We start from the raw sequence: 26,537 nt of genomic DNA on the forward strand, positions 1-26,537 counted from the left end.
GAGCCCTCAGCCGATCGGCCGGCCCAGCGAACGGCTGCGGCCCCGGAACTCGGCGATCACGGCCTGGTCGGACTCCCGCACCACGCTCACGTCGTACAGCCCGGACCGGCCCCGCCGGGCCCGCTCTTCGGCATGCGCCGCCAACCGGTCGCCCAGCCGGGCGGATTCGAGCAGGGTGATGTCGAACCCGGCCGCCACGGTCACCTCGCCGTAGCTGTTGCACGCGACCGCGAACGCCGTGTCGGCCACCGCCGCCACCAGCCCGCCGTGGCAGAGCTGGAAGCCGTTGGTCATGTCGGCCCGCACCGGCATCGACACGATCGCCCGGCCCGGGGCGACGTGCTCCAGTCTCATCCCCAGGGCCGCACTGGCCAGATCGCCGCCCAGCATGATCCGGGCACTGCGCTCGGCGATCTCCTGGGCCTCGGTGGTCGCGGGCATCAGGCGTCGTAGTCCACGGTCACGGTGTTCGACACCGGGAAGGACTGGCAGGTGAGAACGAAGCCGGCGGCCACCTCGGCCGGTTCGAGAGCGTAGTTGCGTCGCATGTCCACTTCTCCTTCCCGCACCGCCGCGCGGCACGTTCCGCACACTCCCCCCTTGCAGGCGAAGGGAAGATCGGCCCGGATGCCCTGAGCCCCGTCCAGAATGGTCTTTTCCCGGGATGTCTCGCCCGTGGTCCGCACGCCGTCCAGCACCGTGGTGAGTGAGGTGGTGGCGCCCAGCGGCCTCTCCGGATCCCGGCGCGGTTGCGGTGGCGGCTCGTCCACGTGAAAGAGCTCCACGTGGATGCGCTCGTCCGGCACCCCCAGTTCGGTCAGCACCCGCCGGCACTCCAGCACGAGCGGCAGGGGGCCGCACAGCCAGACCTGGTCGAACACCTCGAACGGCACCAGTTCGGTGAGTAGCCGGCGCACTCGCTCACCGTCGAGCCGGCCGGAGAACAGCTCGACGTCTCGCGGCTCCCGGCTGAGCACGTGGGCAATCTGGAGGCGGGGCCCGAAGGCATTCTTCAGGTCGCCCAGCTCCTCGGCGAACATCACGGTGCGACTGGTGCGATTGCCGTAGAGCAGCGAGACCTGCGCCCGCGGATGCCGCAGTACGCTCGAGGCCACCGAAAGCATCGGCGTGATACCGGATCCCGCAGCAATACACAGATGCCGCTCACCGGCCTCCGGGTCCGCCTGCCAGGAGCCCGACGGGGTGGACACCTCGATCTCGTCGCCCGGCCGTACCTCGCGCACGAGCCACGACGAGAACAGCCCGTCGGGGATCTCCCGCACCCCGATCCTGGGCAGCTCACCCACCGCGGCGCAGATCGAGTACGAACGGCGGTGCTCCACCCCGTCGATCAGGCGCCGGAGAGTCAGGGACTGCCCGGCCCCGAAGGCGTAGGCCGGCCCGAGGTCGGGCGGCACGTCGAAGGTGACGGCCGTGGCGTCGTCACAGACCCGGTCCACCCGCAGCACCCGCAGGCGGTGGAAGGCGATCCGGCTCCGGGCGGGGGCGAGCAGCGTCATCAGATCTCCTTCACGTGCTCGAAGGGCTCGAGGCACTCGTTGCAGCGGTACTGCGCCTTGCACGCCGTTGCCCCGAACTCCGAGACCAGGCTGGTGCGGGAAGAGCCGCAGCGTGGGCACACCAGGTTCCGCCGCACCGGACCGAGCTGGATACCGACGGGCCGCTGCACCGATCCCGGCGCCGAGAGCCCGTGCTGAGTCAGAGCTTTCCGGCCCGCCTCGCTGATCCAGTCACTCGTCCAGGGAGGATCCAGCACCACCCGAACGTCGACCCGATCGAAACCCGCGGCGCCCAGTCGGTGCACGAGGTCGTCGCGCATCGTCGCCAGAGCCGGGCACCCCAGATAGGTGGGAGTGATCGATGCGGTGACCACCCCGTTGTCGATCTCGACGTCCCGCAGCACCCCGAGATCGGCCAGCGTGAGCATCGGCATCTCGGGGTCGGTGACCTGCCCGGCCACCCGCTGGGCCGTGGCCAGGTCGGCGCTCACCAGCGCCCCATCGGGTGCGCTCGGGCCACCACCTGCATCTCGGCCAGCATCCGGCTCAGGGCCTCGGTGTGCAGCCCGTCGCGCCCACCGGCCCAGACCACTCCCCCAGCAGGTCGCTCCACCCCGGCAGCCGCGAAAACCTCGTCCAGCACGGTGTTCACGGCCTGCGCGAACGAGGCCGGATCAACGCCGATCCCGGCCGCGGCCAGCGAAGCCTCCAGCGGATGGGACGACACCAGTTCACCCTGGAAAGGCCACAGTTCACGCAGAGCGGCGAGCAGTCGGCGCCGCGACTCGGCCGTGCCCCGGCCCAGCGTCACGAACCAGCGGCCGGCCCAGTCTCGCTGATAGGAAACTTCTTTGACCCCGCGGGCAGCCACGGCCGCGAGCACCTGGTCGCGACTCACCCGCAACCGTGCGAGCAATTCGTAGCGGGCCACCGAGAACAACAACAAACGGACGATCACATGGGCGAAGTCTCCGTTCGGCACCTCGGCGAGGCGTACGTTGCGAAACGCCTCGGCCTCCCGGAAGAACGCCAGGGCGTCTTCGGGCGGGACCGGGGAGCCGGCCGGCAGCGCCGGCACCACCGAGGGCGAGGCCGCCGCCGCCCGGGCCAGCAACAGCCGGGCCTGACCGAGCAGGTCGAGCGCGAGGTTGGCCAGGGCCACGTCGTCTTCCAGCTCCGGCGCCCGGCTGCACCATTCGGCCAGACGCTGCGACATGACCAGCGCATCGTCCCCCAGAGCCAGGCAGTAGCGCGCCAGTTCGGCCGGATCGACGCCGGGCGGGACCGACGTGTCGACCCCGGCCAGCGGGTCCTCGAAGTCGGTGCCGAACGCCCACTGCGAGGAGTCCCCGCCGAGCAGGCCCTCGTAGACGCTGTCCTCGTGCATCACACCTCACAGATGGGGTACGTCGCCGGGGATCGAGTAGAAGGTGGGGTGCCGGTAGACCTTGTCGCCGCTCGGGCCGAACAGCGGGTCCTTCTCGTCCGGGCTGGAGGCGGTGATCGCCTCGGCCCGCACCACCCAGATGCTCACGCCCTCGTTGCGCCGGGTGTACACGTCGCGGGCGTTCCGCAGCGCGCTCGGGTCGTCGGCGGCGTGCAACGAGCCCACGTGCACATGGTTGAGCCCACGCTTGCCCCGCACGAAGACCTCGTACAGCGGCCACTCCCGGCGCTCAGTCACGGTCGGCCTCCGCGAAGGCCAGGGCCGCTTCCCGCACCCAGGCGCCGTCTTCGTGGGCCTTGCGCCGGTGCGCCAGACGCTGGGCGTTGCAGGGGCCTTCGCCCCGGATCACCGCCGCCAGCTCGGCCCAGTCGGGCGACCCGAAGTCGTGGTGCCCGCGCTCGGCGTTCCAGGCCAGCTCCGGATCGGGCAGCGTGACCCCCAGCGCCTCGGCCTGCGGCACGGTCATGTCGACGAACTTCTGCCGCAGCTCGTCGTTCGAGTTGCGCTTGATCCCCCAGGCCAGCGAGCGCTCGCTGTTCGGCGAGTCGGTGTCGGGCGGGCCGAACATCATCAGGCTGGGCCACCAGAACCGGTTCACCGACTCCTGCACCATCTCCCGCTGCTGCGCGGTGCCCCGCATCATCGTCATCAGCAGCTCGTAGCCCTGCCGCTGGTGGAACGACTCCTCCTTGCAGATCCGGATCATCGCCCGCCCGTACGGCCCGTACGAGGTGCGGCACAGCGGCACCTGGTTGCAGATCGCGGCGCCGTCGACCAGCCAGCCGATGGTGCCCACGTCCGCGTACGACAACGTGGGGTAGTTGAAGATGGAGGAGTACTTCTGCCGCCCCTGGAGCAGGTTCTGCACCAGCTCGTCGCGGGAGACCCCGAGGGTCTCGCAGGCAGCGTAGAGGTAGAGCCCGTGCCCGGCCTCGTCCTGCACCTTGGCCAGCAGGATCGCCTTGCGGCGGAGCGAGGGCGCCCGGCTGATCCAGTTGCCCTCGGGCTGCATCCCGATGATCTCGGAGTGGGCGTGCTGGGCGATCTGCCGGACCAGGGTGCGCCGGTAGGCCTCGGGCATCCAGTCGCGCGGTTCCACCCGCTGCTGCCGGGCGATCACCGCGTCGAAGTGCTCCTGCAGGCCGGGCCCGGCCACCGTCGTCATCACTGCCTCCGAAGCTGCCGATGATTTACTAACCGATCGGTCTGTTATAACGTGACACGAATCGGGCACACAGCGCAATGGGGCAAGGGGTGAGCCGACGTGGGCACGCTGCTGGAGAGCTACGCCGCCGGGCACTGGTTCCGGGCCGACGACGAGGGCGAACCCCTTCTCGACGCCGCCACCGGCGAGGAGGTCGCCCGGATCTCGGCGCGTGGCCTCGACTACTCGGCCATGGTGGGCTGGGCGCGTGAAGTGGGTGGTCCGGCCGTCCGTGCCCTCACCTTCCATCAGCGCGCCAAGCTGCTGAAGACGCTGGCCCTGCATCTCGCCGACCACAAGCCGGAGCTGTACGACCTGAGCACCTGCACCGGCGCCACGGTCAAGGACACCTGGGTGGACGTCGACGGCGGCATCGGCACCCTGTTCAGCTACGCGAGTAAGGGTGTACGGGAGCTGCCCAACGACACGATCGCCTTTGACGGGGGTCTGGAACCGCTGGGCAAGGCCGGCACTTTCGTGGGCCAGCACGTCTACACCTCGCGCCCGGGCGTCAACGTCCAGATCAACGCCTTCAACTTCCCGGTCTGGGGCATGCTCGAGAAGCTGGCCCCGGCGTTCCTGGCCGGGCTGCCCACGATCGTGAAACCGGCCAGCCAGACGGCCTATCTCACCGAGCGCACGGTCCGCCTGATCATCACCTCCGGCATCCTCCCGCCGGGCGCGCTGCAGCTGGTGTCGGGCAGCGCCGGCTCGCTGCTCGACGAGCTGGGCGTGCACGACTCGGTCGCCTTCACCGGATCCGCCCACACCGCAGGCGTTCTCCGGCGCCACCCCAACGTGCTGGACAACGGCGTCCGGCTCGGGGTGGAGGCCGACTCGCTGAACTGCTCGGTGCTCGGGCCGGACGTGCGGGCCGAAGACCCGGAGTTCGACCTGTTCGTCAAGGGCGTCGTCACCGAGATGACGGTGAAGGCCGGGCAGAAGTGCACGGCCACCCGACGGGTGATCGTGCCCGCGCCGATGGCCGGGCCGGTGAGCGAGGCGATCGCGGCCCGGCTGGAGCGGATCACCGTGGGCGACCCGCGCGATCCCGAGGTCCGGATGGGCGCCCTGGCCAGCCTGGGGCAGCGTGAAGAGGTGCGCAAGGCGGTCGAGGCGCTGCGATCCGAGGCCGAGCTGGTCTTCGGCGATCCGTCGCGGCCGGTCGCCGATCGCGGCGCCTTCCTCGGCCCCCTGCTGCTGCGGGCCCGCCCAGGGGCACGGCAACCGCACGACGTGGAGCCGTTCGGTCCGGTGAGCACGGTGCTGACCTACGAAACAATGGACGAGGCGGTCACCTTGGCCGCTCAGGGCAAGGGAAGTCTGGTCGGGTCGGTAGTCACACACGATCCCCAGGTGGCCCGGCACCTGGTGCTGGGGCTGGCCCCCTGGCACGGCCGCATCCTGGTCCTCGACCGGGACGACGCGAAAGAGTCCACCGGGCACGGCTCTCCGCTGCCCACCCTGGTGCACGGCGGGCCGGGGCGGGCCGGGGGCGGTGAGGAGCTCGGCGGCGTTCGCGGTGTGTTCGCCCATCTCCAGCGCACCGCCGTTCAGGCCTCGCCCGACCTGCTCACCGCCATCACCGGGCGCTGGACCACCGGGGCCGCGCGGAACCACCCGCCGCAGCACGCCTTCCGGTCGTCGCTGGCCGAGCTCCGCATCGGCGACACGATCAGCGCCGGCCCGCGCACCGTCTCGCTCTACGACATCGAGCACTTCGCCGAGTTCACCGGAGACCGGTTCTACGCCCACACCGATGCGGCCGCGGCTGCGAAGAACCCGCTCTTCGGCGGCATCGTGGCGCACGGCTATCTGGTGGTCTCGCTGGCGGCCGGGCTGTTCGTCGATCCGGCGCCGGGCCCCGTGCTGGCCAACTTCGGGGTGGACGGCCTGCGCTTCCTCACCCCGGTCAAGGTCGGCGACGCCATCTCGGTCGAGCTCACGGTCAAGCAGATCACCCCCCGCAACAGCGCCGACTACGGTGAAGTGCGCTGGGACGCGTTGGTCTCCAACCAGAACGGGGAAGCGGTGGCGACTTACGACGTACTCACCCTCGTCGCCAAAGAGCGGGAGGAATGATGGTTCTCGTCGAGCGCGAAGGCGCGGTCAGCGTCCTCTGTCTGAATCGCCCGAAGCGCCGCAACGCGCTCGACGCCGAGAGCAAGAAGGCTCTACGGCGGGCAATGGAAGAGGCCGCGGCCGACGACCAGGTGCGGGCGGTGGTCCTGACCGGCGCGGGTGGGGCGTTCTGCGGCGGGCAGGATCTGGCCGAGCACGCCGAGGCGCTGCGGGCCGACCCGGGCCACGCCTTCGACACGGTCGAGCAGGACTACGCCCCGGTGATCCAGGCCCTGCTCACCATGCCCAAGCCGGTCATCGCCGCGGTCGAGGGCGCTTGTGCGGGCGCCGGGCTGGCCCTCGCCCTGGCCTGTGACCTGCGCGTGTTCGCTCAGGACGCAGTGCTGACAACGGCTTTCACGGCGATCGGGCTGACCTGCGACTCCGGCCTGTCGCTCACCCTGCCCCGTTCGGTCGGTGAGACCCGGGCCAAGGAACTGCTCCTGCTCGGCGACACCTTCTCCCCCACCGACGCCGTTGCCTGGGGCATTGCCGGCCGCATCGTCCCGGCCGGCCAGGCCCTGCCGCAGGCCCGTGAACTGGCCGGGCGACTCGCAGCCGGCCCGACCCTGGCCTACGCCGAGACCAAGCGCCTGATCAGCACCGCGCCCCTGGCCACGGTGCTGCACAACGAGGCGCTGGCCCAGGCCCGCCTCGGCCTGACCCACGACCACACCGGCGCCGTCGAGGCGTTCCTGGACCGCCGGCGTTTTCAGTTCGAAGGGCACTGAGCGCACGGCCGCTGTCCGAGCCCTCGTGGTGCGGGCGGCCGCTGCGGTGGCGCGAGCCAGCTGCGCGCGACAGGCGAGCAGCGACCGGACCACTGCGCGCCTACCCAAGCCGCAAAGCCGTCAGGGGCGGTCTCCCGAAACCGGGAAACCGCCCCTGACCTGCGGTGGAGCTATAGGGATTTGAACCCTAGACCCCCTCGATGCGAACGAGGTGCGCTACCAGACTGCGCTATAGCCCCAACGAGAAGAAGACTAGCACTGACCGGCCCGATGCTCCGAATCGGTCGGGGGCGGGAGTGCGGCCCGTGCTCGGCTGCCCGTTCGGGCGACACCCGGATGCCTCAACCGACCCCCGGGTGGGACCGATGTTGCCAAAGAGCTGATGATGGCTTGGACAATCCCCTTTAATGGGGCACCGTCGTGGGACGGGGCCAGGGAGGGCCAAGTGTTAGGTCGTAAGCAGGCGGGCGCGTTGCTCTGCCTTGCCCTTGTCGCCGGGATGGCCGCCTGTTCCTCCGGTGAGGACGTGTCGCTGCAGGCGGGCCCGGAAGCGCCCGCCACCTCGGAGCCCGCGCCGCAGCCCTCCGCGGAAGTCACGCCGAAGCCCAAGAAGCCGAAGAGCGGACGGGTGCGGCTGTCGTTCGGGGGTGACGTGCACTTCGCCGGTTCGTCGGCGAGCGCACTGGGCGGCGACATCGGCAGCGCCTCCAAGCCGCTGAAGAAGGCCGACCTGGCCATCGTGAACCTGGAGACGGCGATCACCGACGGCGGTGTGCCGGCCCCGAAGGAGTACACCTTCCGGGCGCCCGCCAAGGCTCTCAAGGCGCTGAAGAAGTCGGGCGTGGACGTGGTCACGGTGGCCAACAACCACGGGATGGACTACGGCCAGGAAGGGCTGGCCGACACCCTGGCGGCGGGTGAGAAGGCGAAGCTGCCGATGATCGGCATCGGCCGCGACGAGGACGAGGCCTTCGCGCCCTACCAGACCACGATCAACGGGGTCCGGATCTCGGTCATCGGCGCCACCGACGTGCTCGACAACTTCGCCATCACCACCTGGACGGCCACCGACTCGCAGCCGGGCCTGGCCTCGGCCAAGGTGCCGGGCCGGCTGGCCGAGGCGGTGCGCAGCGCCGCGGACGAGTCCGACGTGGTGGTCGTCGTGCTGCACTGGGGCGTGGAGATGGAGTCCTGCCCCACCCCGCGCCAGCAGGAACTGGCCGCCGAGCTCACCGAGGCCGGGGCCCAGGTGGTCGTGGGCAGTCACGCGCACGTTCTTGAGCCGCACGTGGAGCAGGGACGAACCGCGATCCACTACGGCCTGGGCAATTTCGTCTTCTACGCCACCCGGGCCGAGTCGGTGAAGTCCGGCGTCTACGACGTGGTGGTGGACAAGGGCGGGGTGGTCAAGACCAAGTGGCACCCCGCGCAGATCCGCGGCGGCCGCCCGGAACTGCTCTCCGGGTCGGCCGCCGAGGCGGCCAACGCCGAAGAGGACGCGCTGGCCGAAAGCTGCGGAGTTTAGCGGGGTCTAGCGAGGGTCTAGCGGAGGTCCGGGGGCACGGTCGGCTGCTCCCGGGCCTCGAAGTCCTCGGCCAGCAGGCTGCGGATCGTTGCCGCGTCGGTGTTGGCCCCGAACAACGGGGTACCCGGCTGCAGGCGCGCCCCCTCGGCCAGTGACCCGGCCTCGACCGGGTCGAAGCCGAGTGCGTCGACGAACGCGGACACCTCGCTCACCGCTGCCGAGTCGTCGCCGGCCAGGGCGATCGCCTTGCGGTCGGCACTGCCCGCCGGCCGCGACCCGCTCTCCAGGTCGTGGTAGCCCATGTGGTTGAAGCCCTTGACCACCCGGGCCCCGGTCAGGAACTGCTGGACGATCTCACTGGAAGAGATGCGCGGATCGTTCAGATCGTCCCGCACTCCATCGGTCTCCCACCAGTAGTTCATCGCGTCGATCACCAGCTTGCCGCGCAGGGCCTCGACCGGGATCTCGCGGTACTTGCCCAGCGGCAGGGCCAGGATCACGATCTCGGCCTGCGCGGCCACCTCGGCCGAGGTGACCGCGCGCGCCCCGGGCGCCAGCACGCTGATGATCAGCGAGATCTTGGCCGGGTCACCGGAGCCGGAGATCAGGACGTCGTAGCCGGCTGCGGTGGCGAGCCGGGCCAGGACGGTGCCGACCTTGCCGGCCCCGAGAATGCCCACGGTGGTCATGGTTCAGCCCTCCACCAGGTCGCGGACCATCGGGACGACCTTGGTGCCGTACAGCTCGACGGTGCGCAGCCGGGCGCTGCTCGGCAGCGTGCCACCCGTGTAGGTCAGGTCGAAACGGCCCACGCCGAGCGCCTTCACGGTCTTGGCGATGCGCCGGGCCACGGTCTCCGGGGAGCCCACGTAGAGCGAGCCGTCCTCGACCTCGGCCTCGAACTGCGCCCGGGTGCGGGGCGGCCAGCCGCGCTCGGCGCCGATCGTGTCCATCATCGCCTTGTGCGGCTCGTAGTAGACCTCCAGGGCCTCCTCGTCGGTGTCCGCGATGAACCCGTGCGAGTGCATGCCGACCGGGTGCGCGGTGGTGCCGAGCTGGTCGGCCGCGCGCCGGTAGAGGTCGACGTAGGGCGCGAACCGGGCCGGGTCGCCACCGATGATCGCCAGCATCAGCTTGAGGCCGTGCTGGGCGGTGCGGACCACCGACTGCGGGGAGCCGCCCACGCCGACCCAGGTGTCGAGCCGGCCGGACTCGGTCTTGGGGAACACGTCGGCGTTCTGCAGCGCCGGCCGGGTGGTGCCCTTCCAGGTGACCGGCTTCTCGTCGAGGAGCTTCACGAAGAGGTCGAGCTTCTCCTCGAACAGCACGTCGTAGTCGGCCAGGTCGTAGCCGAACAGCGGGAAGGACTCGGTGAAGGAGCCCCGCCCGAGGATCGCCTGGGCGCGGCCCTGCGACAGCGCGTCGAGGGTGGCGAAACGCTGGAAGACCCGGACCGGGTCGTCGGAGCTGAGCACGGTGACCGCGGTGGCCAGCTTGATCCGCTCGGTGCGGCTGGCGATGCCGGCCAGCACCGTCTCGGGGCTGGAGATCGCGTACTCGGAGCGATGGTGCTCACCCAGCGCGATGACGTCCACGCCGGTCTGGTCGGCCAGCACCGACTCCTCGACGACCTGACGGATTGCGGCGGCCTGGGACACCGGCGCGCCCGAGTCGTCCACCGGCACCTCTCCGAAGGTGTCGAGGCCCAGAACCAGCTCGCTCATGACTTTGTCTCCCGGTGGTTGATAGCTCAACTACATTGTGGACGACTCGCTCAACCACACGCCACCCCGGGATATGCCCGCTCCGCCGCACGGGTGACGGAGGGGCCGGAAAACCTGCGTCAGGACAGGGCGGAGAGCCTCTGCTCGACCGCCATGGCGACGTCGGTGGGCGGGTACCCCCGCAGGGCGATGGTGAACACCGTGGTGCTCAGTTCCTGGCGGATCGCCGCCCGGGCGTCCGCGTCACCGTTCGCCAGCACCTCGTCGACGCGGGCGAAGAGCTCGTCGATCTGGGACGTGTCGTAGCCGCGCAGCACGACAGGGAAGAGCTTCTTGGCCATGCGGCGGAGTGTAGCCGGGCGGTCCCGGCCCTCCGGACAATCACATCGGACCGACCCGAAGACGACAGCGCTGATCCACAAGAACCTGAACTGCACCGTCACTGCACTACAAAGTGCCTTCTCGCCCCGAAGGGCAGACCGCTTCATGCGGCTTCCGAGATCCCGAACAGTTGCCCAATGAATCGACCTGTCTGTCGGAAACGCCTTTCCTACAGCAGTTTACGGATCGTCCAGAGCTCCGGACCGGGACGCGCCATCTGGTTTCCCGGACCAGACCTACCAGTATTTGCCAGAGGAAAGGCACTTAGGGTGATGCATCGACTACAGATGGCTTAGGGTTGTGGGGCTGGGCCACAGCCGCTTCGGACCGGGCCGCCGGGGACACCCCGCGACCAGGATGCATACGCAACGCCGAAGGCTCCGAGCGCGATCAATCTCCTGGAGCACACATGTCCACCGGACATGGTTTTCTCCTCAGGCAACCCCCGGCTGCCCGGAACCACACCTTCGTCTCGCAGGCCCGGCACCCCGCTGATCCGGGTGACCCGCAGTTGCGGCACGGTGCCGTGCTGGTGGCCGGGATCGTCCAGACCCCGGGCGGGAAGAGGCTCGACGCCGTACTCGCCGAGACCCTGCTGTCGTCGTACACCAAGCATCTGCGCCGACTGGTGCGGGCCCGGGACCCGATCCGCCGGATCGGCCCCGACCGGGTGGCCCTGGCCTGCCCGGGCGTGGCCGACTGGCACGAGCTGAGCGCGCTGCTGGAGCGACTGCAGCGGTCGGTGGGCCCACCGCTGCCCCGGCCGGACGGTGACGGTCACGTCGCCCTGTCCATCACCGGGATGCTGGCCCAGGAAGCGGTCGAACGCCTGCTCGATCTTCCTTGGCAGCCCCGTGGACCGGTCCAGGAAGGCACCCGATCACCATGACGGCAGATCCCGAACAGAACCTGCGGGACAGCCTCGAGGGCCTGGCCGGGGTCCTGACCGGGGACGAGCCCCTGGCCGCCACCCTGGCCCGGATCACCGCGTTCGCGGTCTGCGCGATCCCCGGCGCCGACGGGGCCGGGGTGATGCTGCTCGAACGCCACGGGCGCGACACCAGGGTGGCCGGCGACGAGCTCGTGGCGGCGGTCGATGCCGTGCAGTACGGCCTCGGTGAAGGGCCGGGCCTGCTCGCGGTCGAGTCGAGGACCACGCAACGTTCGGGTTCTCTCGGCGGCGAGTCGCGCTGGCCGCGGTTCGGGCCACGGGCCGGCCGGCTCGGGGTGCACAGTGTCCTTTCGCTGCCGCTGCTGATCACCGACCGGGCGGTCGGGGTGCTGAACGTCTACGGCCGCCCGCACGAGGCCTTCGACGACCGGTCGGTCACCGTCGGGGAGAGGTTTGCCCGGCCCGCCGCGGTCACCGCGTCGCACGCCCTGCTGCTGGAAGAGAGCCGGCGCGTGGCCGCGCAACTGCAGGAGGCACTGGTCAGCCGGGCGGTGATCGACCAGGCGATCGGCATCGTGATAAGCCGGACCGGCAAGAACGCCGAAGAAGCCTTCGCCGAGATCCGGGACCGCAGTCAGCGCGACCACGTCAAACTCAGCGAAGTGGCCGCGCGGATCGTGGACCGGGTCCGCGCCCGCTACCAGCGCACGCAGTAGCGGGAAACCGGTTGCGCCCGGCCACGATCCGGCCTGGCTCAGGCCCCGACGTACTCGGCCAGGTGCCGGCCGGTCAGCGTGCTCCGGTCGGCCACCAGCTCGGCCGGGGTGCCCTGGAAGACGATGTTCCCGCCGTCGTGACCGGCCCCCGGGCCGAGGTCGATGATCCAGTCGGCGTGCGCCATCACGGCCTGGTGGTGCTCGATCACGATCACCGACTTGCCCGCCTCGACCAGCCGGTCGAGCAGGCCGAGCAACTGCGCCACATCGGCCAGGTGCAGGCCGGTGGTGGGCTCGTCCAGGATGTAGACGCCGCCCTTCTCCCCCATGTGCGTGGCCAGCTTCAGCCGCTGCCGCTCACCGCCGGAGAGGGTGGTGAGCGGCTGCCCCAGGGTCAGGTAGCCCAGGCCGACGTCTTCCATCCGGTCGAGGATCTTGTACGCCGCAGGCAGTTTCGCCTCGCCCGCCTCGAAGAACTTCTCCGCCTCGGCCACCGGCATGGAGAGCACCTCGCTGATGTTCTTGCCGCCGAAGGTGTACTCCAGCACCGCGGCCTGGAATCGCCGGCCCTCGCACTCCTCGCACGGGGTGGAGACCCCGGCCATCATCGCCAGGTCGGTGTAGATCACCCCGGCGCCGTTGCAGACCGGGCAGGCGCCCTCGGAGTTGGCGCTGAACAGAGCCGGTTTCACGCCGTTGGCCTTGGCGAAGGCCTTGCGGATGGGCTCCAGCAGCCCGGTGTAGGTGGCCGGGTTGCTGCGCCGGGAGCCCTTGATCGGGGCCTGGTCGATCGCCACCACGTCGTCCAGCGGGGCGACCGAGCCGTGGATCAGCGAGCTCTTGCCCGACCCGGCCACCCCGGTGACCACCACCAGCACACCCAGGGGGATGTCGACGTCCACCTTTTTCAGGTTGTTGGCCTCGGCGCCGCGGATCTGCAGCACCTCGGCGGCCTCGCGGACCTCCGGCTTCAGCGCGGCCCGGTCGTCCAGGTGCTGGCCGGTGAGCGTGCCGCTGGTGCGCAGCCCCGCCAGCGGACCCTGGTAGACCACCTGGCCACCGGCGGTACCGGCGCGGGGGCCGAGGTCGACCACGTGGTCGGCGATCGCGATGGCCTCGGGCTTGTGCTCGACCACCAGCACCGTGTTGCCCTTGTCGCGCAGTTCCAGCAGCAGGTTGTTCATCCGCTGGATGTCGTGCGGGTGCAGGCCGATGGTGGGCTCGTCGAAGACGTAGGTGACGTCGGTGAGGGCCGAGCCGAGGTGCCGGATCATCTTGGTGCGCTGCGACTCCCCGCCGGACAGGGTGCCCGAGGGCCGCTCCAGGCTGAGGTAGCCCAGGCCGATCTCGACGAACGAGTCCAGGGTGTGGCGCAGCTTGCCGAGCAGCGGGGCCACGCTCGGCTCCTTCAGCTCGCCGACCCACACCGCCAGGTCGCTGATCTGCATCCGGGCGGCGTCGGCGATGTTGATGCCCTTGATCTTCACCGACCGGGCGCCCTCGGCCAGCCGCGTGCCGTCGCAGTCCGGGCAGGTGGTGAAGGTGACCGCGCGCTCGACGAAGGCCCGCACGTGCGGCTGCATCGACTCGACGTCCTTGGACAGCATCGACTTCTGGATCTTGGGGATCAGCCCCTCGTAGGTGATGTTGATGCCGTCGACCTTGATCTTGGTCGGCTCCTTGTACAGCAGATCGTGCAGCTCGCGCTTGTTGTACTTGCGGATCGGCTTGTCCGGGTCGAAGTAGCCGCTGCCGATGAAGATCCGGCCGAACCAGCCCTCCATGCTGTACCCGGGGATCTTGAACGGGTTGTCGTTCAGCGACTGGCTGTCGTCGTACAGCTGGGTCAGGTCGATGTCGTTGACCGAGCCGCGGCCCTCGCAGCGCGGGCACATGCCGCCGACCCGGGAGTACTCGGCCTTGACGGCACGGGTGGCGGCGCCCCGCTCGACGGTGATCGCCCCGCTGCCGGAGACCGAGGCCACGTTGAACGAGAACGCGCCCGGCCCGCCGATGTGCGGTTTGCCCAGCCGGCTGAACAGGATCCGCAGCATGGCGTGGGCGTCGGTGGCGGTGCCCACGGTGGAGCGCGGGTCGGCACCCATCCGCTGCTGGTCGACGATGATCGCGGTGGTCAGGCCCTCCAGCACGTCCACGTCGGGCCGGGCCAGGGAGGGCATGAAGCCCTGCACGAAGCTGCTGTACGTCTCGTTGATCAGCCGCTGCGACTCGGCCGCGATGGTGCCGAAGACCAGCGAGCTCTTGCCCGATCCGGAGACCCCGGTGAACACCGTGAGCCGACGCTTGGGCAGCTCGACGCTGATGTCTTTCAGGTTGTTCTCGCGGGCTCCGTGCACCCGGATGATCTCGTGGGTGTCGGCGACGTGCGGCGGCTGCGCAGTGGCCCTGCTCATCGGGTCTCCATCGGTCGGGCGGACAGACGTGGAGTCGCATCGTGTCACGCAGGCGCCACGCATCCGGGCAACCCGCTTCTCGATTACTGACCGATCGGGAGAACCGAAGTCATCGGCTCAGGCGCTGCGGATGCTGCGGGTGCTGTGCGGCGCGGTGGCCTGGACCGCCTGCACCACCCGCATCGCCTTCTCGTCGTGCTCGAGCCGGCCCTTGCCCACCCGCCGGGTCCAGATCGCGTTGCTGCGGACCACCCGGGCCGGCACCCCGACACACACCGACAGCGGCGGGATCACGCCGGACACCACCCCGCGGGCCCCGACCACGCTGCCGGAGCCGACGTCGGCGCCCTTCAGCACGATCGCCTGCTTGCCCAGCCAGACGTGGTCGCCGATCCGGATCGGCTGGTCGGGATTGACCCGGCCGCCGCCGTCGACGTCGTAGATGGCGTGGGTGTCGGTGGTGCGGATCTCGACCGCGAACGAGAACATGCAGTCCTCACCGATCAGGACGTCACCGTTCTGCGCCACGATCTGCGTGGTCTCGCAGGTCGTGCTGCGGCCGATCACCACCCGGGCACCGCCCGAGACGGTGATGTTCCACTTGCCCTTCACACCCTCGCCGATGTGCACCGAGCAGGGCCCCGCATCGTCCCGGGCCTTGATCTGACCGGTCACCCCGGCGGACGGTGCGATCCGGATGTCGTGTCCCCTGCCCTGCAGGTCGAAGCGCATGTCCTCCACGAGTTCGGGAGTGTTCCACAGGATTCTTGACCTGACTAGTGAACAATGCTTTTGGACGTCGGTGAGCGGTATTTCGGTGAACGAGCGGGTCCGATCGGCTAAGTTCCGGAACGGTCCGGTGAAGTGGGAGGGCAGGTACGGTGCACGAGGATCAGCTGTCGATCTCCACCATCACGGTGGCCGAACTGCTGGCCGCGCAGTTCCCGCAGTGGGCCGGGCTCGCGGTGCGCCCGCTCGAGGCGGTCGGCACCGTCAACGCGGTGTTCCGGATCGGCGAGGAGCTCACCGCCCGGTTCCCGCTGCGCCCGGGAGACCCGGCCGCGATCGCCGCCGAGTTCGCCGCCGAGGCCGACGCCGCACGGAAACTCGCCGCCCACACCCGCTTCCGGGCACCCCAGCAGCTGGCGATCGGCGCCCCCGGCCCCGGGTACCCGCTGCCCTGGGCGGTGCAGACCTGGCTGCCCGGGACGACCGCCACCGAGGTCGACCCGGCCGGCTCCACCGCCTTCGCCCGCGATCTGGCCGAGCTGATCGGCCGGATCCGCACGATCCCGACCGAGGGCCGGGCGTTCTCCGGCTCCGGGCGGGGTGGCGACCTGAAACAGCACGACGACTGGATGGAGACCTGTTTCCGGCAGAGCGAGAGCTTGCAGGTGCTCGACGTGCCACCCCTGCGGGCGCTCTGGCAGCACTTCCGCGAACTGCTCCGCACCGCCCCGGACGTGACCAACCACAAGGACCTGATCCCCGGGAACCTGCTCGTGCAGCGGGAGGCGGGGCAGATCCGCCTGGCCGGGGTGCTCGACTCCGGCGGGCTCGGCCCGGCCGATCCGGCCCTCGACCTGGTGGCCGCCTGGCACCTGCTGGACGGCCCGGCCCGGGCGGTGCTGCGGGCCGGGCTCGGCTGCGACGACCTGGACTGGGAACGCGGCCGAGCCTGGGCGTTCGAGCAGGCCATGGGTCTGGTCTGGTACTACCGGGAGACGAACCCGACGATGAGCCGGATGGGCCGCCGGACTCTGCACCGCCTGACTCACGAAAAGGTCTGACCTTTGAGTGGCGCGGGTTGTGACGTGCTGTCACAGGGCAAGCCTGGGGTGCAGGCGTACGGCTACCGTGCGTTCTTCCGGCCCGGTTCAATGGTCCGACTTAGCGCGGCTTTCGCCGCCTGACCAGGCCGGACGTACCGTCGCTGCGTGGTAGCTTTCGAGCCGTTTAGCTCCAGAACATCCGCCCGGTCGCGTCTTTCGCTGCCCCCGCCGAAAGGACCAGTGCGTTCATGACCGCCACGCGAGGCATCATCGCGTCCCTGGTCGCCGTGACCCTGATCGCGGCCGGGGCGTTCTTCTGGGTGCAGACCCGGTCCACCTGCCCCGACCCGTACGGCGCGGGCCAGGACTACCAGGTGGACGACGAGGTCAAGTTCGCCGGCCAGGCCTGGCGGGCCGAGGTCGCCGGGACCAGCGAGGTGCCCGGGCCCAACGCCACTGAGTGGACCGCCCTCGGCGCCTGCTGACCGCAGCCGCCGAGGACAGTCCCGCACTCAGGCCGGAGTTTCCGCCAGCAGCCCGAGCATCTGCTTGACCTGCGCGGACCGGGAGGTCTCGATCCGGGTGGCCAGCTCGAGCACCTCGGGGTTGCTGCCCTTCTCACCCACGTAGCGGGCGATCTCGACCGCGTTGCTCTGCTGGGCGATCAGCAGGTTCAGGTACTGCGTCTGGAACTGCCCGGCCGAGGCCGACTTCAGGCTCTTCACGTCGGACTCGGTGAGCCGGCTGACCCCACCGTGCTCGGCGTGCAGGTCGGCCTCGTCGGCCATCTCGGCCGGCTCGCCCCAGGCCTTCAGCCAGCCGCTCATCTGCGCCTGCTCGTCGGTCTCGGTGATGCCGATCGCCGAGACCAGGGCGGCGGCCTGCTTCGTCAGCCGGCCCTCGGTGGCCAGGTCGGTCAGCTTCGCCGTCTCGACCTGACGGGCCACCATCATCTGCAGGAACATCACGTCGGCGTCGTTGTGGCCGGCGGCGGCCGACTGGGTGCCGGTGCCGTGGGCCCCGTGGGTGGACTCGGCCGCCGCCACCTCGGCGGTGGCGGCGTCACTCGAGCCGCTCACCGAGAGCCCGTTCAGCGCACCGCATCCGCCCAGGAACAGCACCGCCCCGGTGGCCAGGCTCAGCCCGGTGAGGGTGACCGCCCGCAGACGGCTCACTGGGGCAGCCAGAGCGCGAGCACGACCGGCGGCTCCCAGCCCGGCAGCGTGGTGTGCGACTGGCGGCACTCGTAGGTCACGCCGTCGTAGGTGACCTTGTCACCGCGGTTGTACCACTTCCAGCTCTGCCACTCGCCTTCCGCCGGGGCCTCGGTGTCTTCCGGGGCCGTGGTGGTCGGGGCCGTGGTGGGCGCCTCGGTGCTCGGCTCCTCGGTGGGCTCCTGCGTGGGTGCCTCGGTAGTCGGCTCCTCGGTGGCCGGCTCCTCGGTGGGGGTCTCGGCCGGGGTGGACGGCGCGGTGGTCGGCTGCCCGTTCCCGTTCCCGTTGCCCGAGCCGGTCCCGCCGATGTTCAGGTCGATGCAGTTGTAGAACGCCATCGCGGTGTCGCCGATGTTCCAGACCGCCAGCAGCGTCTTCTCGCCCGAGTAGGCGCTCAGGTCGACCTGGTGCGAGACGGTGGCGTTGGGGATGGCGTTCTTGTCGTCGAACTCCTTCACCAGCTTGCCGTCGATGTAGTACTGCCAGGTGCTGGTGCGGTGCCGGGCGGTCAGCGTCCAGTTGAAGGTGGGGGTGCTGCTGACCGAGGTGTGCGGCCAGTCGATCGACTCGTCGTCCAGCGCGGCGGCCATGGCGTTGCCGCCGCTGCACTTGGTCGAGCCCTTGGGCGCCTCGACGCTCTGCGGCTCGTACTGGATCTGGCCGCAGCCGGAGACGGCGCCGCTGGCGCACAGGGCCTGGCGGCTGGGCGGCGACGAGACGTAGCCGTGAGCGCTGGCCGGGGCGGCGAGGGCGACGCCGGCGGCCAGTGTGCCCATCGTCGCCAGAGGGAGGACGACCTTCTTGAGCATGGGAAATGCACTCCTGTCAGGGATGGAGCACTCGGCGGGTCGGGCCGGGCGAGGCCCTATGTTTCTGAACGTGAGCACCCGTGCACAAGTTGGTTGCAACCTCTTATCCGGCTCTTGATCGACACCTGACGCTGCCGGGCGCGCCGTGACGACCTGTCACGACGGGCGCACCGAAGGTAGGGGGACCGGAAAGGTTGCCCGGAACCGCTGCATTTCTTTTCCGCGATTTACGTTATGCATTCGCCTCCGCAGCGACGCGAACACAGTCTTTACGTTCCCCGCACCTGCTCATGACCTGTAGCGGGGCAACCTTTTTGAGGTTTGACAGCCTCCATCAAGGTGAGCAGGATTCTCGACACCATCACGGAATCGAAAAGCCCACCCGCACAGACGGATTGCCTGGGCCGATTCCACGCGCCCACTCCCGCCGGGAAGCCGCGCAGCCGATGACCGGTGAAAAGAGGAATCCGTGAGTCAACGTCGCCGTCCTGTCGCCCGCCGCAGACCCGGCCGCACCCTGGCCGTCGCCGCCGGTCTCGCCCTCACCGGTGGGCTGGCCGCCGGTGGCGCCGCGATCGCCGCCAACCAGACCACCACGGCCGCCCAGGGCACCGTGGGCAAGGCCGCCGCCAAGGTCACCGTGGCCGGCCACCAGCTGGAGACGCTCGGCCGGGGCGCGATCAGCGTGCGCTCCGGCAGCGACAACCTGATCAGCTGGCGCCTGCTGGCCACCGACGCCAAGACCGCCGCGTTCGACGTGTACCGCGACGGCAAGCTGGTCAAGGCCGGGATCACCGGCTCCACCAACTATCTCGACAAGGGCGCCGCCGCCGGGGCCACCTACACCGTGAAGACCGGTTCCGAGACGGCCACGGTGCGCAACCTCTCCAGCGGCTACCTGCGGGTGCCGATCGCCAAGCCGGCCGGGGGCACCACGAAGGACGGTGTGGCCTACACCTACACCGCCAACGACGCCTCGGTGGCCGACCTCGACGGCGACGGCGAGTACGAGGTCGTGCTGAAGTGGGACCCGACCAACGCCAAGGACAACTCGCAGTCCGGCTACACCGGCAACGTCTACGTCGACGCCTACGAGCTCGACGGCAAGCGGCTGTGGCGGATCGACCTCGGCAAGAACATCCGGGCGGGCGCGCACTACACCCAGTTCCAGGCCTACGACTACGACGGCGACGGCAAGGCCGAGGTCGCGATGAAGACGGCCGACGGCACCAAGGACGGCAAGGGCACCGTGATCGGCACCGCGAGCGCCGACCACCGCAACAGCAGCGGCTACGTGCTCACCGGTCCTGAGTACCTCACCGTGTTCAACGGCCAGACCGGGGCCGCCGCCGCCACGGTCAACTACCTGCCCGCCCGCGGCACGGTCTCGAGCTGGGGCGACAAGTACGGCAACCGGGTCGACCGCTTCCTGGCCGGCACCGCCTACCTCAGCGGCAGCACGCCGAGCCTGATCGAGGCCCGCGGCTACTACACCCGCTCGGTGATCACCGCCTGGGACTACAAGGCCGGGAAGCTCACCCAGCGCTGGCAGTTCGACTCCTCGAAGCAGACCAAGCCGGCCGAGTGGGCCGGGCAGGGCAACCACCAGCTCTCGGTGGCCGACGTGGACAGCGACGGGAAGGACGAGATCGTCTACGGCGCGATGGCCCTGGACGACAACGGCAAGGGCCTGTGGACGACGAAGCTCGGCCACGGTGACGCGCTGCACGTGGGTGACCTGATCCCGTCCCGCGCCGGGCTCGAGGTGTTCAAGGTCAACGAGAGCAAGGGCAGCGGCCCGGCCGACTACGTGGCCGACGCGGCCACCGGCAAGATCATCACCAAGTCGGCCAGCTGCGCCTGCGACACCGGCCGGGGTGTGGCGGCGGACATCTGGGCCGGCAGCCCGGGCGCCGAGCAGTGGTCCTCCAGCGTCGACGGCACCCGGGACACGGCCGGCAAGAAGATCGGCAGCAAGCCCGGTTCCACGAACTTCCTGGTCTTCTGGGACGGCGACACCTCGCGGGAACTGCTGGACGGCAACAAGATCAGCAAGTGGTCGCCGACCGGTGAGACCCGGCTGCTGACCGCCGCCGGGGTGCACTCCAACAACAGCACCAAGTCCACCCCGGCGCTGTCCGGCGACATCCTGGGCGACTGGCGCGAAGAGGTCATCTGGCCGGAGTCCGACGACTCGGCCCTGCGCATCTACAGCACCCCGCACCAGAGCTCCACCCGGTTCGTCACCCTGATGCACGACTCGCAGTACCGGGTGGCCGTGGCCTGGCAGAACACCGCGTACAACCAGCCCCCGCACCTGAGCTACGCGCTCCAGAAGTAGAGACCAGAAATGCAGGACGACGAACCGGTGGGGGTACCTCCCGGAGCCGGAGGCGATGGGGGCCTGGTCCGCGCGGCCCAGGCCGGCGATCAGGCGGCTCTTCAGGAGCTGCTGGCCCGGTACGTCGTCCTGGTCCACAACCTCGTCGGCCGGTCGGTGAGCCGGCCGGCCGACGCGGAGGACGTCACCCAGGAAGTTCTGCTGCAGGTGGTGCAGGACCTGCCCACGCTGCAGAGCCCGGCCAGCTTCCGGTCCTGGCTGGTGGCGATCACCAGCCGCCGCATCGCCGACCACCAGCGTCGGGTGGGGGCCGAATCACTGCTGCCGGCCGTCCCTGCCGAGCCGGCGGAGACCTTCGAAGACCTTCTGGTGCTCCGGCTCGACCTGCAGGGCCAGCAGCGTGACCTGGTCCGGGCCGGGCGGTGGCTCGACCCGGAACACCGCGCGCTGCTGGCGTTGTGGTGGCAGGAGTGTGCCGGGCGGATCAGCCGGGCCGAGATCGCGAACGCCCTCGAGCTCGGCGAGGCCCACACCGCGGTGCGCCTGCAGCGCATGCGCGAGCAGCTGGAGCAGTGCCGGCTGGCCGTGGCTGCGCTCGACCGCGAGCCGCGGTGTGGTGGGCTCGTCCCGGTGCTCCAGGAATGGACGGGGCAGGCGAACCCGTTGTGGCGCAAGCGGATCACCAAGCACGTGCGCACCTGCGTGGTCTGCCTGCGCGAGGCCGAGGACCAGCTCCCGGCCAGCCGGCTGATCGCCGGCCTGCAGTTGCTGCCGCTGCCCGCCGCGCTCGTCGCCGCGCTGACCGGCAAGGGCCTGCTGGCACCGGAGTCCGGGCCGACCGAGCTCACAACGGCCACAATTGAAGACGACCGGCCGGACTGGGAGGTCGAGGAACCGGAACGGGGTGCCTGGGCTGCGGTCAAGTGGGCCGGGCGGGTGGCCACCGTGACTGCGGCGGCCACCCTGCTGCTGTTCACCGGGGGCTTCCTCTACGACGTGAACCGGCCGCCCACCGTGCGTTCGGAGCATCCGGTGGGCGCCGAAGCGCTCAGCGCTTCGCTGTCCACCTCTCCACCTGCGGTCTCGGTGTCGCCCACTCCCCCACCGGCTCCGGCGAAAACGGCCAAAGCCCCGGCGCCGGCGCCGGTGGTGAAAGACCGCTGCGACCGGTCCGGCCTCCCGAGCGGGGTCTGGCCCGCCTGGACCATGCCCAATTCCGGCGCCGATCTGCCCGACCAGCAGCGTTATTCGGTGCGCGAAGACGGAACCGTGCGCGACCAGATCACCTGTCTGACCTGGCAGCGGGAAACCCCGTCCGGGCGGTACACCTTCGCCGCCGCCAAGAAGTACTGCGCGAACCTGACCCTCGCCGAAGGGAACTGGCACCTGCCCACCCGGGTGCAACTCACGTCCATCATTGACACCACCCGACTGGGCCCGGCCATCGACCCCGAGGCCTTCCCGGGTACTCCGGTGTCGTTCTTCTGGACGGCATCGCCGTGGGCCACCCCGCACGATCCGGCCTTCGCCTGGATCGTCAACTTCTACGAGGGCCTGACCAGCAACGCGGCCGATCAGTCGGGTGAGTTCGCGGTGCGGTGTGTGCAGTCGCCGTCCGGCCAGGGCTCGGTGCAGTACGAGGTGAACGGCGACGAGGTGTCGGATCCGATGACCGGGCTCACCTGGCAGCGGGCTACTTCGCCGACGATGGCGGCGGGTGAAGCGGCTGCGTACTGCGCCGGTCTGAAGGGCGGGAACTGGCGCCTGCCGGGGGTTCAGGAACTGGCCACGTTGGTGGACGAGTCACTGGTGGGTCCGGCCATCGACCGTGAGGCCTTCCCGAGCACCCCGGCCCGCGGCTGGTACTGGGCCGCGAACCGGGCTGCTGAGGACGAGAAGGCGCGGTGGGCGCTGAACTACGACGACGGGTACACGAACTACCGGGATCTGGACGCCGGCGTGGTGCGCTGCGTGCGGAACCAGTAGGGGTAACCGGATCGCTGCCTGCAGCATCCTCCACCCGCATCGGGCACCGCCGTCCGGCACCCGGCACCCGTGCTGCCCCGGGCTCAACCTTGCGTTCGGCGTGTCGTGTTACCCCGGGTGGGAGGGCGGGTCAGGTGCGCTACTTTCTGACCACTTTCAGCCCAGTCGAACCGGCAGCGTCGAGGAGCTGTTCGAGAACATCGACGGGATCGGGATCAGTTCCGCCTCGTCCACCGCCAGCTCGATGCCCGGGAACCGGTCGAACACCGCCGGGATCGCGATCACGCCCTCCATCCGGGCCAGCACCGCGCCCAGGCAGACGTGCATGCCGCCCCCGAAAGCCAGGTGCTTGCGCTGGGTCCGGGTGATGTCGAAGACCCCCGCGTCGTCCCCGTGCTGCTTCTCCTCGCGGCCGACCGCGCTGTACGGCGCCATGATCGCCTCCCCCTTGGGGATCACGACCCCGGCGATCTCCACGTCTTCCAAGGGGTAGCGGAACGGGAAGTTGCCGATCGGGGCGTCCCAGCGCAGGGTCTCCTCGACCACCGCGGCCCAGACCTCCGCGCCGCCGGCGACCGCGATCGTCCTCTGTTCGGGGTGGGTCAGCAGGGCCCGCACGGCGTTGGTGATCAGCGCGACCGTGGTCTCCTGCCCGGCCGCGAGCATCACCAGCAGGGTGCCGACCAGTTCCTCCTCGCTCAGCGCGTCGGGCTCGGCGTCCCGGGCCGCGATCAGGGCGCTGGTCAGGTCGGCGCCCGGTTCGGCCCGCCGGGCCTCGACCACCCGGGCCAGCAACTGGTACGTCTCGATCTGGAAGCCGACCACCTCCTCGGAGGTGAGGTCGGAGCGGAAGATCTGGTCCATCAGGAACTTCAACCGCGCCCGCTCGGCCTCCGGCACCCCGAACAGCTCGCAGATCACCCGCACCGGCACCACGTCGGAGAAGTGCTTGCGCAGGTCCACCACACCGTCCGGGCCGGCCTGGGCGGGCAGGCCGGCCAGCAGTTCGGCGACGATCTGCTCGATCTGCGGGCGCAGCTCCTGCACCCGGCGCGGGGTCAGGTTGGCGGTGACCAGCTTGCGCAGCCGGCGGTGCTCGTCGCCGTCCGCGGTGACCATGTTGTTGACCTTGACCATGCCGATCAGCGGCCAGGAGTCGTCCACCTGACCGGAGCGGATGGCGTTCCAGTTGCGCCAGTTCTTGCTGAACCGCGGATCGGTGACCAGGTCGTTGAGCAGGGCGTGGTCGGTGACGCTCCAGGCGCCCACGTTGCCGGGCAGCTTGATCCGGACCACCGGGCCGAGGGCCCGCAGCCGGGCCGCCTCACCCTGGTGGTCACGGGCGGCGGGATCCAGTTCGACGACCGGGATGCTGTCGGGATCGACGGTGGTTGCGACGCTTTCGGACACGGTGGCCTCCTGGCAGATGAAAAGGGCAACCTCCCGGGCCGCGTCCGTGCGTCCCGGTCAAGTGATCAGCTCGATCAGCGGTGCTGCAGCTCCGGTGCCGCCGCCACGGTGGAGAACTCGACCGGCAGGGCGGTCGGCACCCGCGTCCACGGCGAGGGCAGCCAGGTGATCTCGGCCGCCGGTACCGAGAGATGGATGTCCGGCAGCAGGTTGAGCACGGTGCTGACCGCGGTGCGGGTGATCAGCCGGGCGGGCACCCGGGCCGGGCAGGAGTGCGGGCCGGCGGCGAAGGCCAGGTGCGCGCGGTTGCCCGGCTCGGCCATCGGGCCGAAACCGGTCTGCATCAGCGGGTCGTCGACCACCGCTCCCAGGCCGAGCAGGAGCACGTCACCCTTGCGGATCTGCTGACCGCCGAGCTCGGTGTCGTGCAGCGCGTAGCGGGCCGGCATCACGTTCATCGGCGGGTCGCGCCAGAGCGCCTCGTCGAGCGCGTCGTCGACCCCCAGACTGCCTCCGCGCAGCTGCGCCGAGAACCGCGGGTCGGTGAGCAGGAAGCGCAGGGTGTGCGAGATCCAGGCGGTGACCGTCTCGTTCGCGGCGGCGATCATCACCACCATCGACTGCAGCCGCTCGGCCTCGTTCTCCAGCGCCGGGTGCCGCAGGAACACCCCGGTCAGGTCGTCGCGGGTGTCGTCCGGATCGGCCGCCCGGGCGCGCAGCAGGTCCAGCAGGATCTCCTCGAACTGCCGGTTGCCGGACTGCGAGTTGTCCTGGCTGCCGAACAGCGCGATCAGCGCCTGGCGCAGCTCCAGGCCCTCTTCCCGCTCCATCCCGAACAGCGAGGCCAGCGCCAGCAACGGGATCACCGCGGCGTACTCACCGATCAGGTCGGCCGAGCCCCGGCCGGCGAACGAGGCGACCAGATCGGCGCAGATCGCCTCCACCTCGCGGCGGGTGCGGCGCTGGTCGATGTGGGCCACGCCCTCGTCGAGCGGGCGCCGCAGCCGGCGGTGGGTCTCCCCGTCGGCGCCGATCACGTTGGCCCGCCAGGCCATCATCGGCAGCAGACCGGAATCCGGGGCGACCACGCCGTCCTGCAGGTCTTTCCAGTTACGGGCGTCGTGCACGAAGGTGCGCTCGTCGCGGGTGATGGTCAGCAGCTCGCGGTAGCCCATCACCAGCCAGGCCCCCACGCCCGGCTCCAGCTCGACCCGGGCGACCGGCCCCTGCTCGGCCCGCAGCTGCCGGTAGACCACGCGATGGTCGGGCGAACCGGTGGCGGAGATCAGCGGAGTCAGCCCGGCCGTGCTCGAGTGGGCCGGACAGCCCGGGGGCGGGGTGTCCGGCTTGAGCTTCATGGTGTCCGAGACGGATCCGAAGACCCTTTCCGGCTCTGGCGTTTCGGTCACGTGGCGTACTCCCGGAAGGAACGCGGATCGTGGGTGGCGACGTACTCGCACAGGGCGAGCAGGGCCTGGGCGCTGGAGTGCCGGTTGCGCGCGTCGCACTCCACCACCGGTGTCTCGGGCAGCAGGTCGAGGGCGGCCCGTACCTCTTCGAGCTCGACCACCGGGCTGTCGGGGAAGCGGTTCACCGCCACCGCGAACGGCAGCTCGCGCTCCTCCAGCTGCTCGAGGACGTCGAAACTCTGCTCCAGGCGGCGGATGTCGACCAGCACCAGGACGCCGATGGCGCCCACCGCCAGATCGGTCCACAGGTCCCAGAACCGCCGCTGGCCGGGCGCACCGAACAGGTACAGCACCAGCTCGGCGTTGATGGTGATCCGGCCGAAGTCCATCGCCACGGTGGTGGTGCGCTTGTGGCTGTCGCCGGGCAGGTCGTCGACCCCGACCCCGGCCTCGGTCATCACCTCCTCGGTGCGCAGCGGGGTGATCTCGCTGACCGAGCCGACCAGGGTGGTCTTGCCCACCCCGAAGGCGCCGACGACGAGGATCTTGGCCGAGCGCTGGACCGTGTCCGGCAGGTAGCGGTCAGCGGATGCCGCGGAGTCCATGCAGCACCTCCTGCAGCAGAGAGGAGTCGGGGGCGGCCGGGCGGGCGGTGCCCGAGCGGGCCGAGAGGTAGCCGGCGTCGATCAGGTCCGAGGCCAGCACGCTGACCAGGCTGACCGGCAGGTCGAGGTGCGCCGCGGCCTCGGCCAGGGAGAGCAGCCGGGCGCACATCCGCACCAGGGCGCGTTCTTCGCGGGTGGCAGTGACCGGCAGTTCGCGGGTGGGGTCGGGGGCGATCAGCAGCGTCTCCACCCCGACGGTGTTGCGGCTGGCCCGGGCCCGGCCCCGGGTGATCACGTAGGGCCGCAGGGCGCGGGC

General features: G+C 70.3%; 26 protein-coding genes and 1 tRNA gene. 9 read left to right on the plus strand and 18 right to left on the minus strand.

What is annotated here, in order from left to right; all coding sequences use genetic code 11:
• Window positions 1-6 precede the first annotated feature (6 nt).
• The 6 genes from paaI to paaA are packed head-to-tail and all read right to left on the minus strand — an operon-like array spanning window position 7 to window position 4,132.
• Entirely contained in the window at window positions 7-441 is a 435-nt protein-coding gene (paaI, locus tag LWF15_RS06390) for a hydroxyphenylacetyl-CoA thioesterase PaaI (protein ID WP_232809432.1), read from the minus strand.
• Window positions 441-1,520 carry a 1,2-phenylacetyl-CoA epoxidase subunit PaaE gene (paaE, locus tag LWF15_RS06395; RefSeq protein WP_232809433.1) on the minus strand — a complete coding sequence of 360 codons (1,080 nt, stop codon included), beginning with the start codon at window positions 1,518-1,520 and terminating at the stop codon, window positions 441-443. Before paaE ends, paaI begins: the two co-directional genes overlap by 1 nt.
• Window positions 1,520-2,011, minus strand: a complete 492-nt coding sequence (gene paaD / locus LWF15_RS06400; RefSeq protein ID WP_232809434.1) for a 1,2-phenylacetyl-CoA epoxidase subunit PaaD — start codon at window positions 2,009-2,011, stop codon at window positions 1,520-1,522. Before paaD ends, paaE begins: the two co-directional genes overlap by 1 nt.
• A complete protein-coding gene (paaC, locus tag LWF15_RS06405; RefSeq protein ID WP_408622679.1) occupies window positions 2,008-2,910 on the minus strand; it encodes a 1,2-phenylacetyl-CoA epoxidase subunit PaaC in 903 nt (300 codons plus the stop codon). The genes paaD and paaC overlap by 4 nt, the downstream gene beginning before the upstream one ends.
• Window positions 2,911-2,913: 3 nt before the next feature.
• Window positions 2,914-3,204 (minus strand): 1,2-phenylacetyl-CoA epoxidase subunit PaaB, encoded by a 291-nt coding sequence (gene paaB, locus LWF15_RS06410; protein WP_232809436.1) that lies wholly within the window; start codon window positions 3,202-3,204, stop codon window positions 2,914-2,916.
• Window positions 3,197-4,132, minus strand: coding sequence for a 1,2-phenylacetyl-CoA epoxidase subunit PaaA (gene paaA / locus LWF15_RS06415; RefSeq protein WP_232809437.1), 936 nt, complete (start codon window positions 4,130-4,132; stop codon window positions 3,197-3,199). The genes paaB and paaA overlap by 8 nt, the downstream gene beginning before the upstream one ends.
• A gap of 99 nt (window positions 4,133-4,231) precedes the next feature.
• Here paaA and paaZ point away from each other — a divergent pair, with 99 nt between their 5' ends.
• Window positions 4,232-6,253, plus strand: a complete 2,022-nt coding sequence (gene paaZ, locus LWF15_RS06420) for a phenylacetic acid degradation bifunctional protein PaaZ (protein WP_232809438.1) — start codon at window positions 4,232-4,234, stop codon at window positions 6,251-6,253.
• Window positions 6,250-7,023, plus strand: coding sequence for an enoyl-CoA hydratase/isomerase family protein (locus LWF15_RS06425; protein ID WP_232809439.1), 774 nt, complete (start codon window positions 6,250-6,252; stop codon window positions 7,021-7,023). Before paaZ ends, LWF15_RS06425 begins: the two co-directional genes overlap by 4 nt.
• A 165-nt stretch (window positions 7,024-7,188) precedes the next feature.
• On the opposite strand, the gene LWF15_RS06430 is transcribed toward LWF15_RS06425, so the two are convergent.
• Window positions 7,189-7,262: transfer RNA gene (locus LWF15_RS06430), tRNA-Ala, on the minus strand.
• A gap of 206 nt (window positions 7,263-7,468) precedes the next feature.
• Here LWF15_RS06430 and LWF15_RS06435 point away from each other — a divergent pair.
• Window positions 7,469-8,548, plus strand: a complete 1,080-nt coding sequence (locus LWF15_RS06435; RefSeq protein WP_232809440.1) for a CapA family protein — start codon at window positions 7,469-7,471, stop codon at window positions 8,546-8,548.
• A 17-nt stretch (window positions 8,549-8,565) separates the two neighbouring features.
• On the opposite strand, the gene LWF15_RS06440 is transcribed toward LWF15_RS06435, so the two are convergent.
• The 3 genes from LWF15_RS06440 to LWF15_RS06450 all read right to left on the minus strand — a co-directional run bounded on the left by LWF15_RS06440 (window position 8,566) and on the right by LWF15_RS06450 (window position 10,613).
• Entirely contained in the window at window positions 8,566-9,237 is a 672-nt protein-coding gene (locus LWF15_RS06440) for an NADPH-dependent F420 reductase (protein WP_232809441.1), read from the minus strand.
• A 3-nt stretch (window positions 9,238-9,240) separates the two neighbouring features.
• Window positions 9,241-10,272, minus strand: a complete 1,032-nt coding sequence (locus LWF15_RS06445; RefSeq protein ID WP_232809442.1) for an LLM class flavin-dependent oxidoreductase — start codon at window positions 10,270-10,272, stop codon at window positions 9,241-9,243.
• Window positions 10,273-10,391: 119 nt separating this feature from the next.
• Complete coding sequence (locus LWF15_RS06450) at window positions 10,392-10,613, minus strand: hypothetical protein (protein WP_232809443.1); 222 nt, start codon at window positions 10,611-10,613, stop codon at window positions 10,392-10,394.
• Window positions 10,614-11,062: 449 nt separating this feature from the next.
• Between LWF15_RS06450 and LWF15_RS06455 the strand changes: the two genes are divergently transcribed.
• Window positions 11,063-11,542, plus strand: a complete 480-nt coding sequence (locus LWF15_RS06455) for a nucleotidyl cyclase domain-containing protein (RefSeq protein WP_232809444.1) — start codon at window positions 11,063-11,065, stop codon at window positions 11,540-11,542.
• Window positions 11,539-12,261 carry a GAF and ANTAR domain-containing protein gene (locus LWF15_RS06460; RefSeq protein ID WP_232809445.1) on the plus strand — a complete coding sequence of 241 codons (723 nt, stop codon included), beginning with the start codon at window positions 11,539-11,541 and terminating at the stop codon, window positions 12,259-12,261. The genes LWF15_RS06455 and LWF15_RS06460 overlap by 4 nt, the downstream gene beginning before the upstream one ends.
• A gap of 38 nt (window positions 12,262-12,299) precedes the next feature.
• Here LWF15_RS06460 and LWF15_RS06465 read toward each other — a convergent pair whose 3' ends face one another.
• Together LWF15_RS06465 and LWF15_RS06470 are read right to left on the minus strand one after the other, a co-directional pair.
• Window positions 12,300-14,675, minus strand: a complete 2,376-nt coding sequence (locus LWF15_RS06465) for an ATP-binding cassette domain-containing protein (protein ID WP_232809446.1) — start codon at window positions 14,673-14,675, stop codon at window positions 12,300-12,302.
• 117 nt (window positions 14,676-14,792) lie between these two features.
• The gene (locus LWF15_RS06470; protein WP_232809447.1) at window positions 14,793-15,416 is read right to left on the minus strand and encodes an acyltransferase; all 624 of its coding nucleotides are present in this window, start codon (window positions 15,414-15,416) and stop codon (window positions 14,793-14,795) included.
• A gap of 140 nt (window positions 15,417-15,556) precedes the next feature.
• On the opposite strand from LWF15_RS06470, the gene LWF15_RS06475 reads away from it, so the two are divergent.
• On the plus strand, window positions 15,557-16,465 hold the full coding sequence (locus LWF15_RS06475) for a phosphotransferase (RefSeq protein WP_232809448.1): 909 nt from the start codon (window positions 15,557-15,559) through the stop codon (window positions 16,463-16,465).
• A 230-nt stretch (window positions 16,466-16,695) separates the two neighbouring features.
• Window positions 16,696-16,932 (plus strand): hypothetical protein, encoded by a 237-nt coding sequence (locus LWF15_RS06480; protein WP_232809449.1) that lies wholly within the window; start codon window positions 16,696-16,698, stop codon window positions 16,930-16,932.
• Between the two features lie 27 nt (window positions 16,933-16,959).
• On the opposite strand, the gene LWF15_RS06485 is transcribed toward LWF15_RS06480, so the two are convergent.
• Together LWF15_RS06485 and LWF15_RS06490 are read right to left on the minus strand one after the other, a co-directional pair.
• The gene (locus LWF15_RS06485) at window positions 16,960-17,622 is read right to left on the minus strand and encodes a DUF305 domain-containing protein (protein ID WP_332879880.1); all 663 of its coding nucleotides are present in this window, start codon (window positions 17,620-17,622) and stop codon (window positions 16,960-16,962) included.
• Window positions 17,619-18,470, minus strand: coding sequence for a lytic polysaccharide monooxygenase (locus LWF15_RS06490; RefSeq protein WP_232809450.1), 852 nt, complete (start codon window positions 18,468-18,470; stop codon window positions 17,619-17,621). Before LWF15_RS06490 ends, LWF15_RS06485 begins: the two co-directional genes overlap by 4 nt.
• A gap of 469 nt (window positions 18,471-18,939) precedes the next feature.
• Here LWF15_RS06490 and LWF15_RS06495 point away from each other — a divergent pair, with 469 nt between their 5' ends.
• Together LWF15_RS06495 and LWF15_RS06500 are read left to right on the plus strand one after the other, a co-directional pair.
• Window positions 18,940-20,811: a rhamnogalacturonan lyase gene (locus LWF15_RS06495; protein ID WP_232809451.1), complete on the plus strand. Its 1,872-nt coding sequence runs from the start codon at window positions 18,940-18,942 to the stop codon at window positions 20,809-20,811.
• Window positions 20,812-20,820: 9 nt separating this feature from the next.
• The gene (locus LWF15_RS06500; RefSeq protein WP_232809452.1) at window positions 20,821-22,797 is read left to right on the plus strand and encodes a sigma-70 family RNA polymerase sigma factor; all 1,977 of its coding nucleotides are present in this window, start codon (window positions 20,821-20,823) and stop codon (window positions 22,795-22,797) included.
• 156 nt (window positions 22,798-22,953) lie between these two features.
• Here LWF15_RS06500 and LWF15_RS37345 read toward each other — a convergent pair whose 3' ends face one another.
• The 4 genes from LWF15_RS37345 to LWF15_RS06520 all read right to left on the minus strand — a co-directional run bounded on the left by LWF15_RS37345 (window position 22,954) and on the right by LWF15_RS06520 (window position 26,528).
• Window positions 22,954-24,207, minus strand: a complete 1,254-nt coding sequence (locus tag LWF15_RS37345) for a cytochrome P450 family protein (RefSeq protein ID WP_232809453.1) — start codon at window positions 24,205-24,207, stop codon at window positions 22,954-22,956.
• Between the two features lie 74 nt (window positions 24,208-24,281).
• Window positions 24,282-25,565, minus strand: coding sequence for a cytochrome P450 family protein (locus LWF15_RS06510; protein WP_408622712.1), 1,284 nt, complete (start codon window positions 25,563-25,565; stop codon window positions 24,282-24,284).
• Between the two features lie 47 nt (window positions 25,566-25,612).
• Complete coding sequence (locus LWF15_RS06515; protein ID WP_232809455.1) at window positions 25,613-26,221, minus strand: GTP-binding protein; 609 nt, start codon at window positions 26,219-26,221, stop codon at window positions 25,613-25,615.
• Complete coding sequence (locus LWF15_RS06520) at window positions 26,199-26,528, minus strand: DUF742 domain-containing protein (RefSeq protein WP_269809748.1); 330 nt, start codon at window positions 26,526-26,528, stop codon at window positions 26,199-26,201. Before LWF15_RS06520 ends, LWF15_RS06515 begins: the two co-directional genes overlap by 23 nt.
• Between the last annotated feature and the right edge of the window lie 9 nt (window positions 26,529-26,537).

The organism is Kineosporia rhizophila (assembly GCF_021277265.1).
GTDB lineage: Bacteria > Actinomycetota > Actinomycetes > Actinomycetales > Kineosporiaceae > Kineosporia > Kineosporia rhizophila.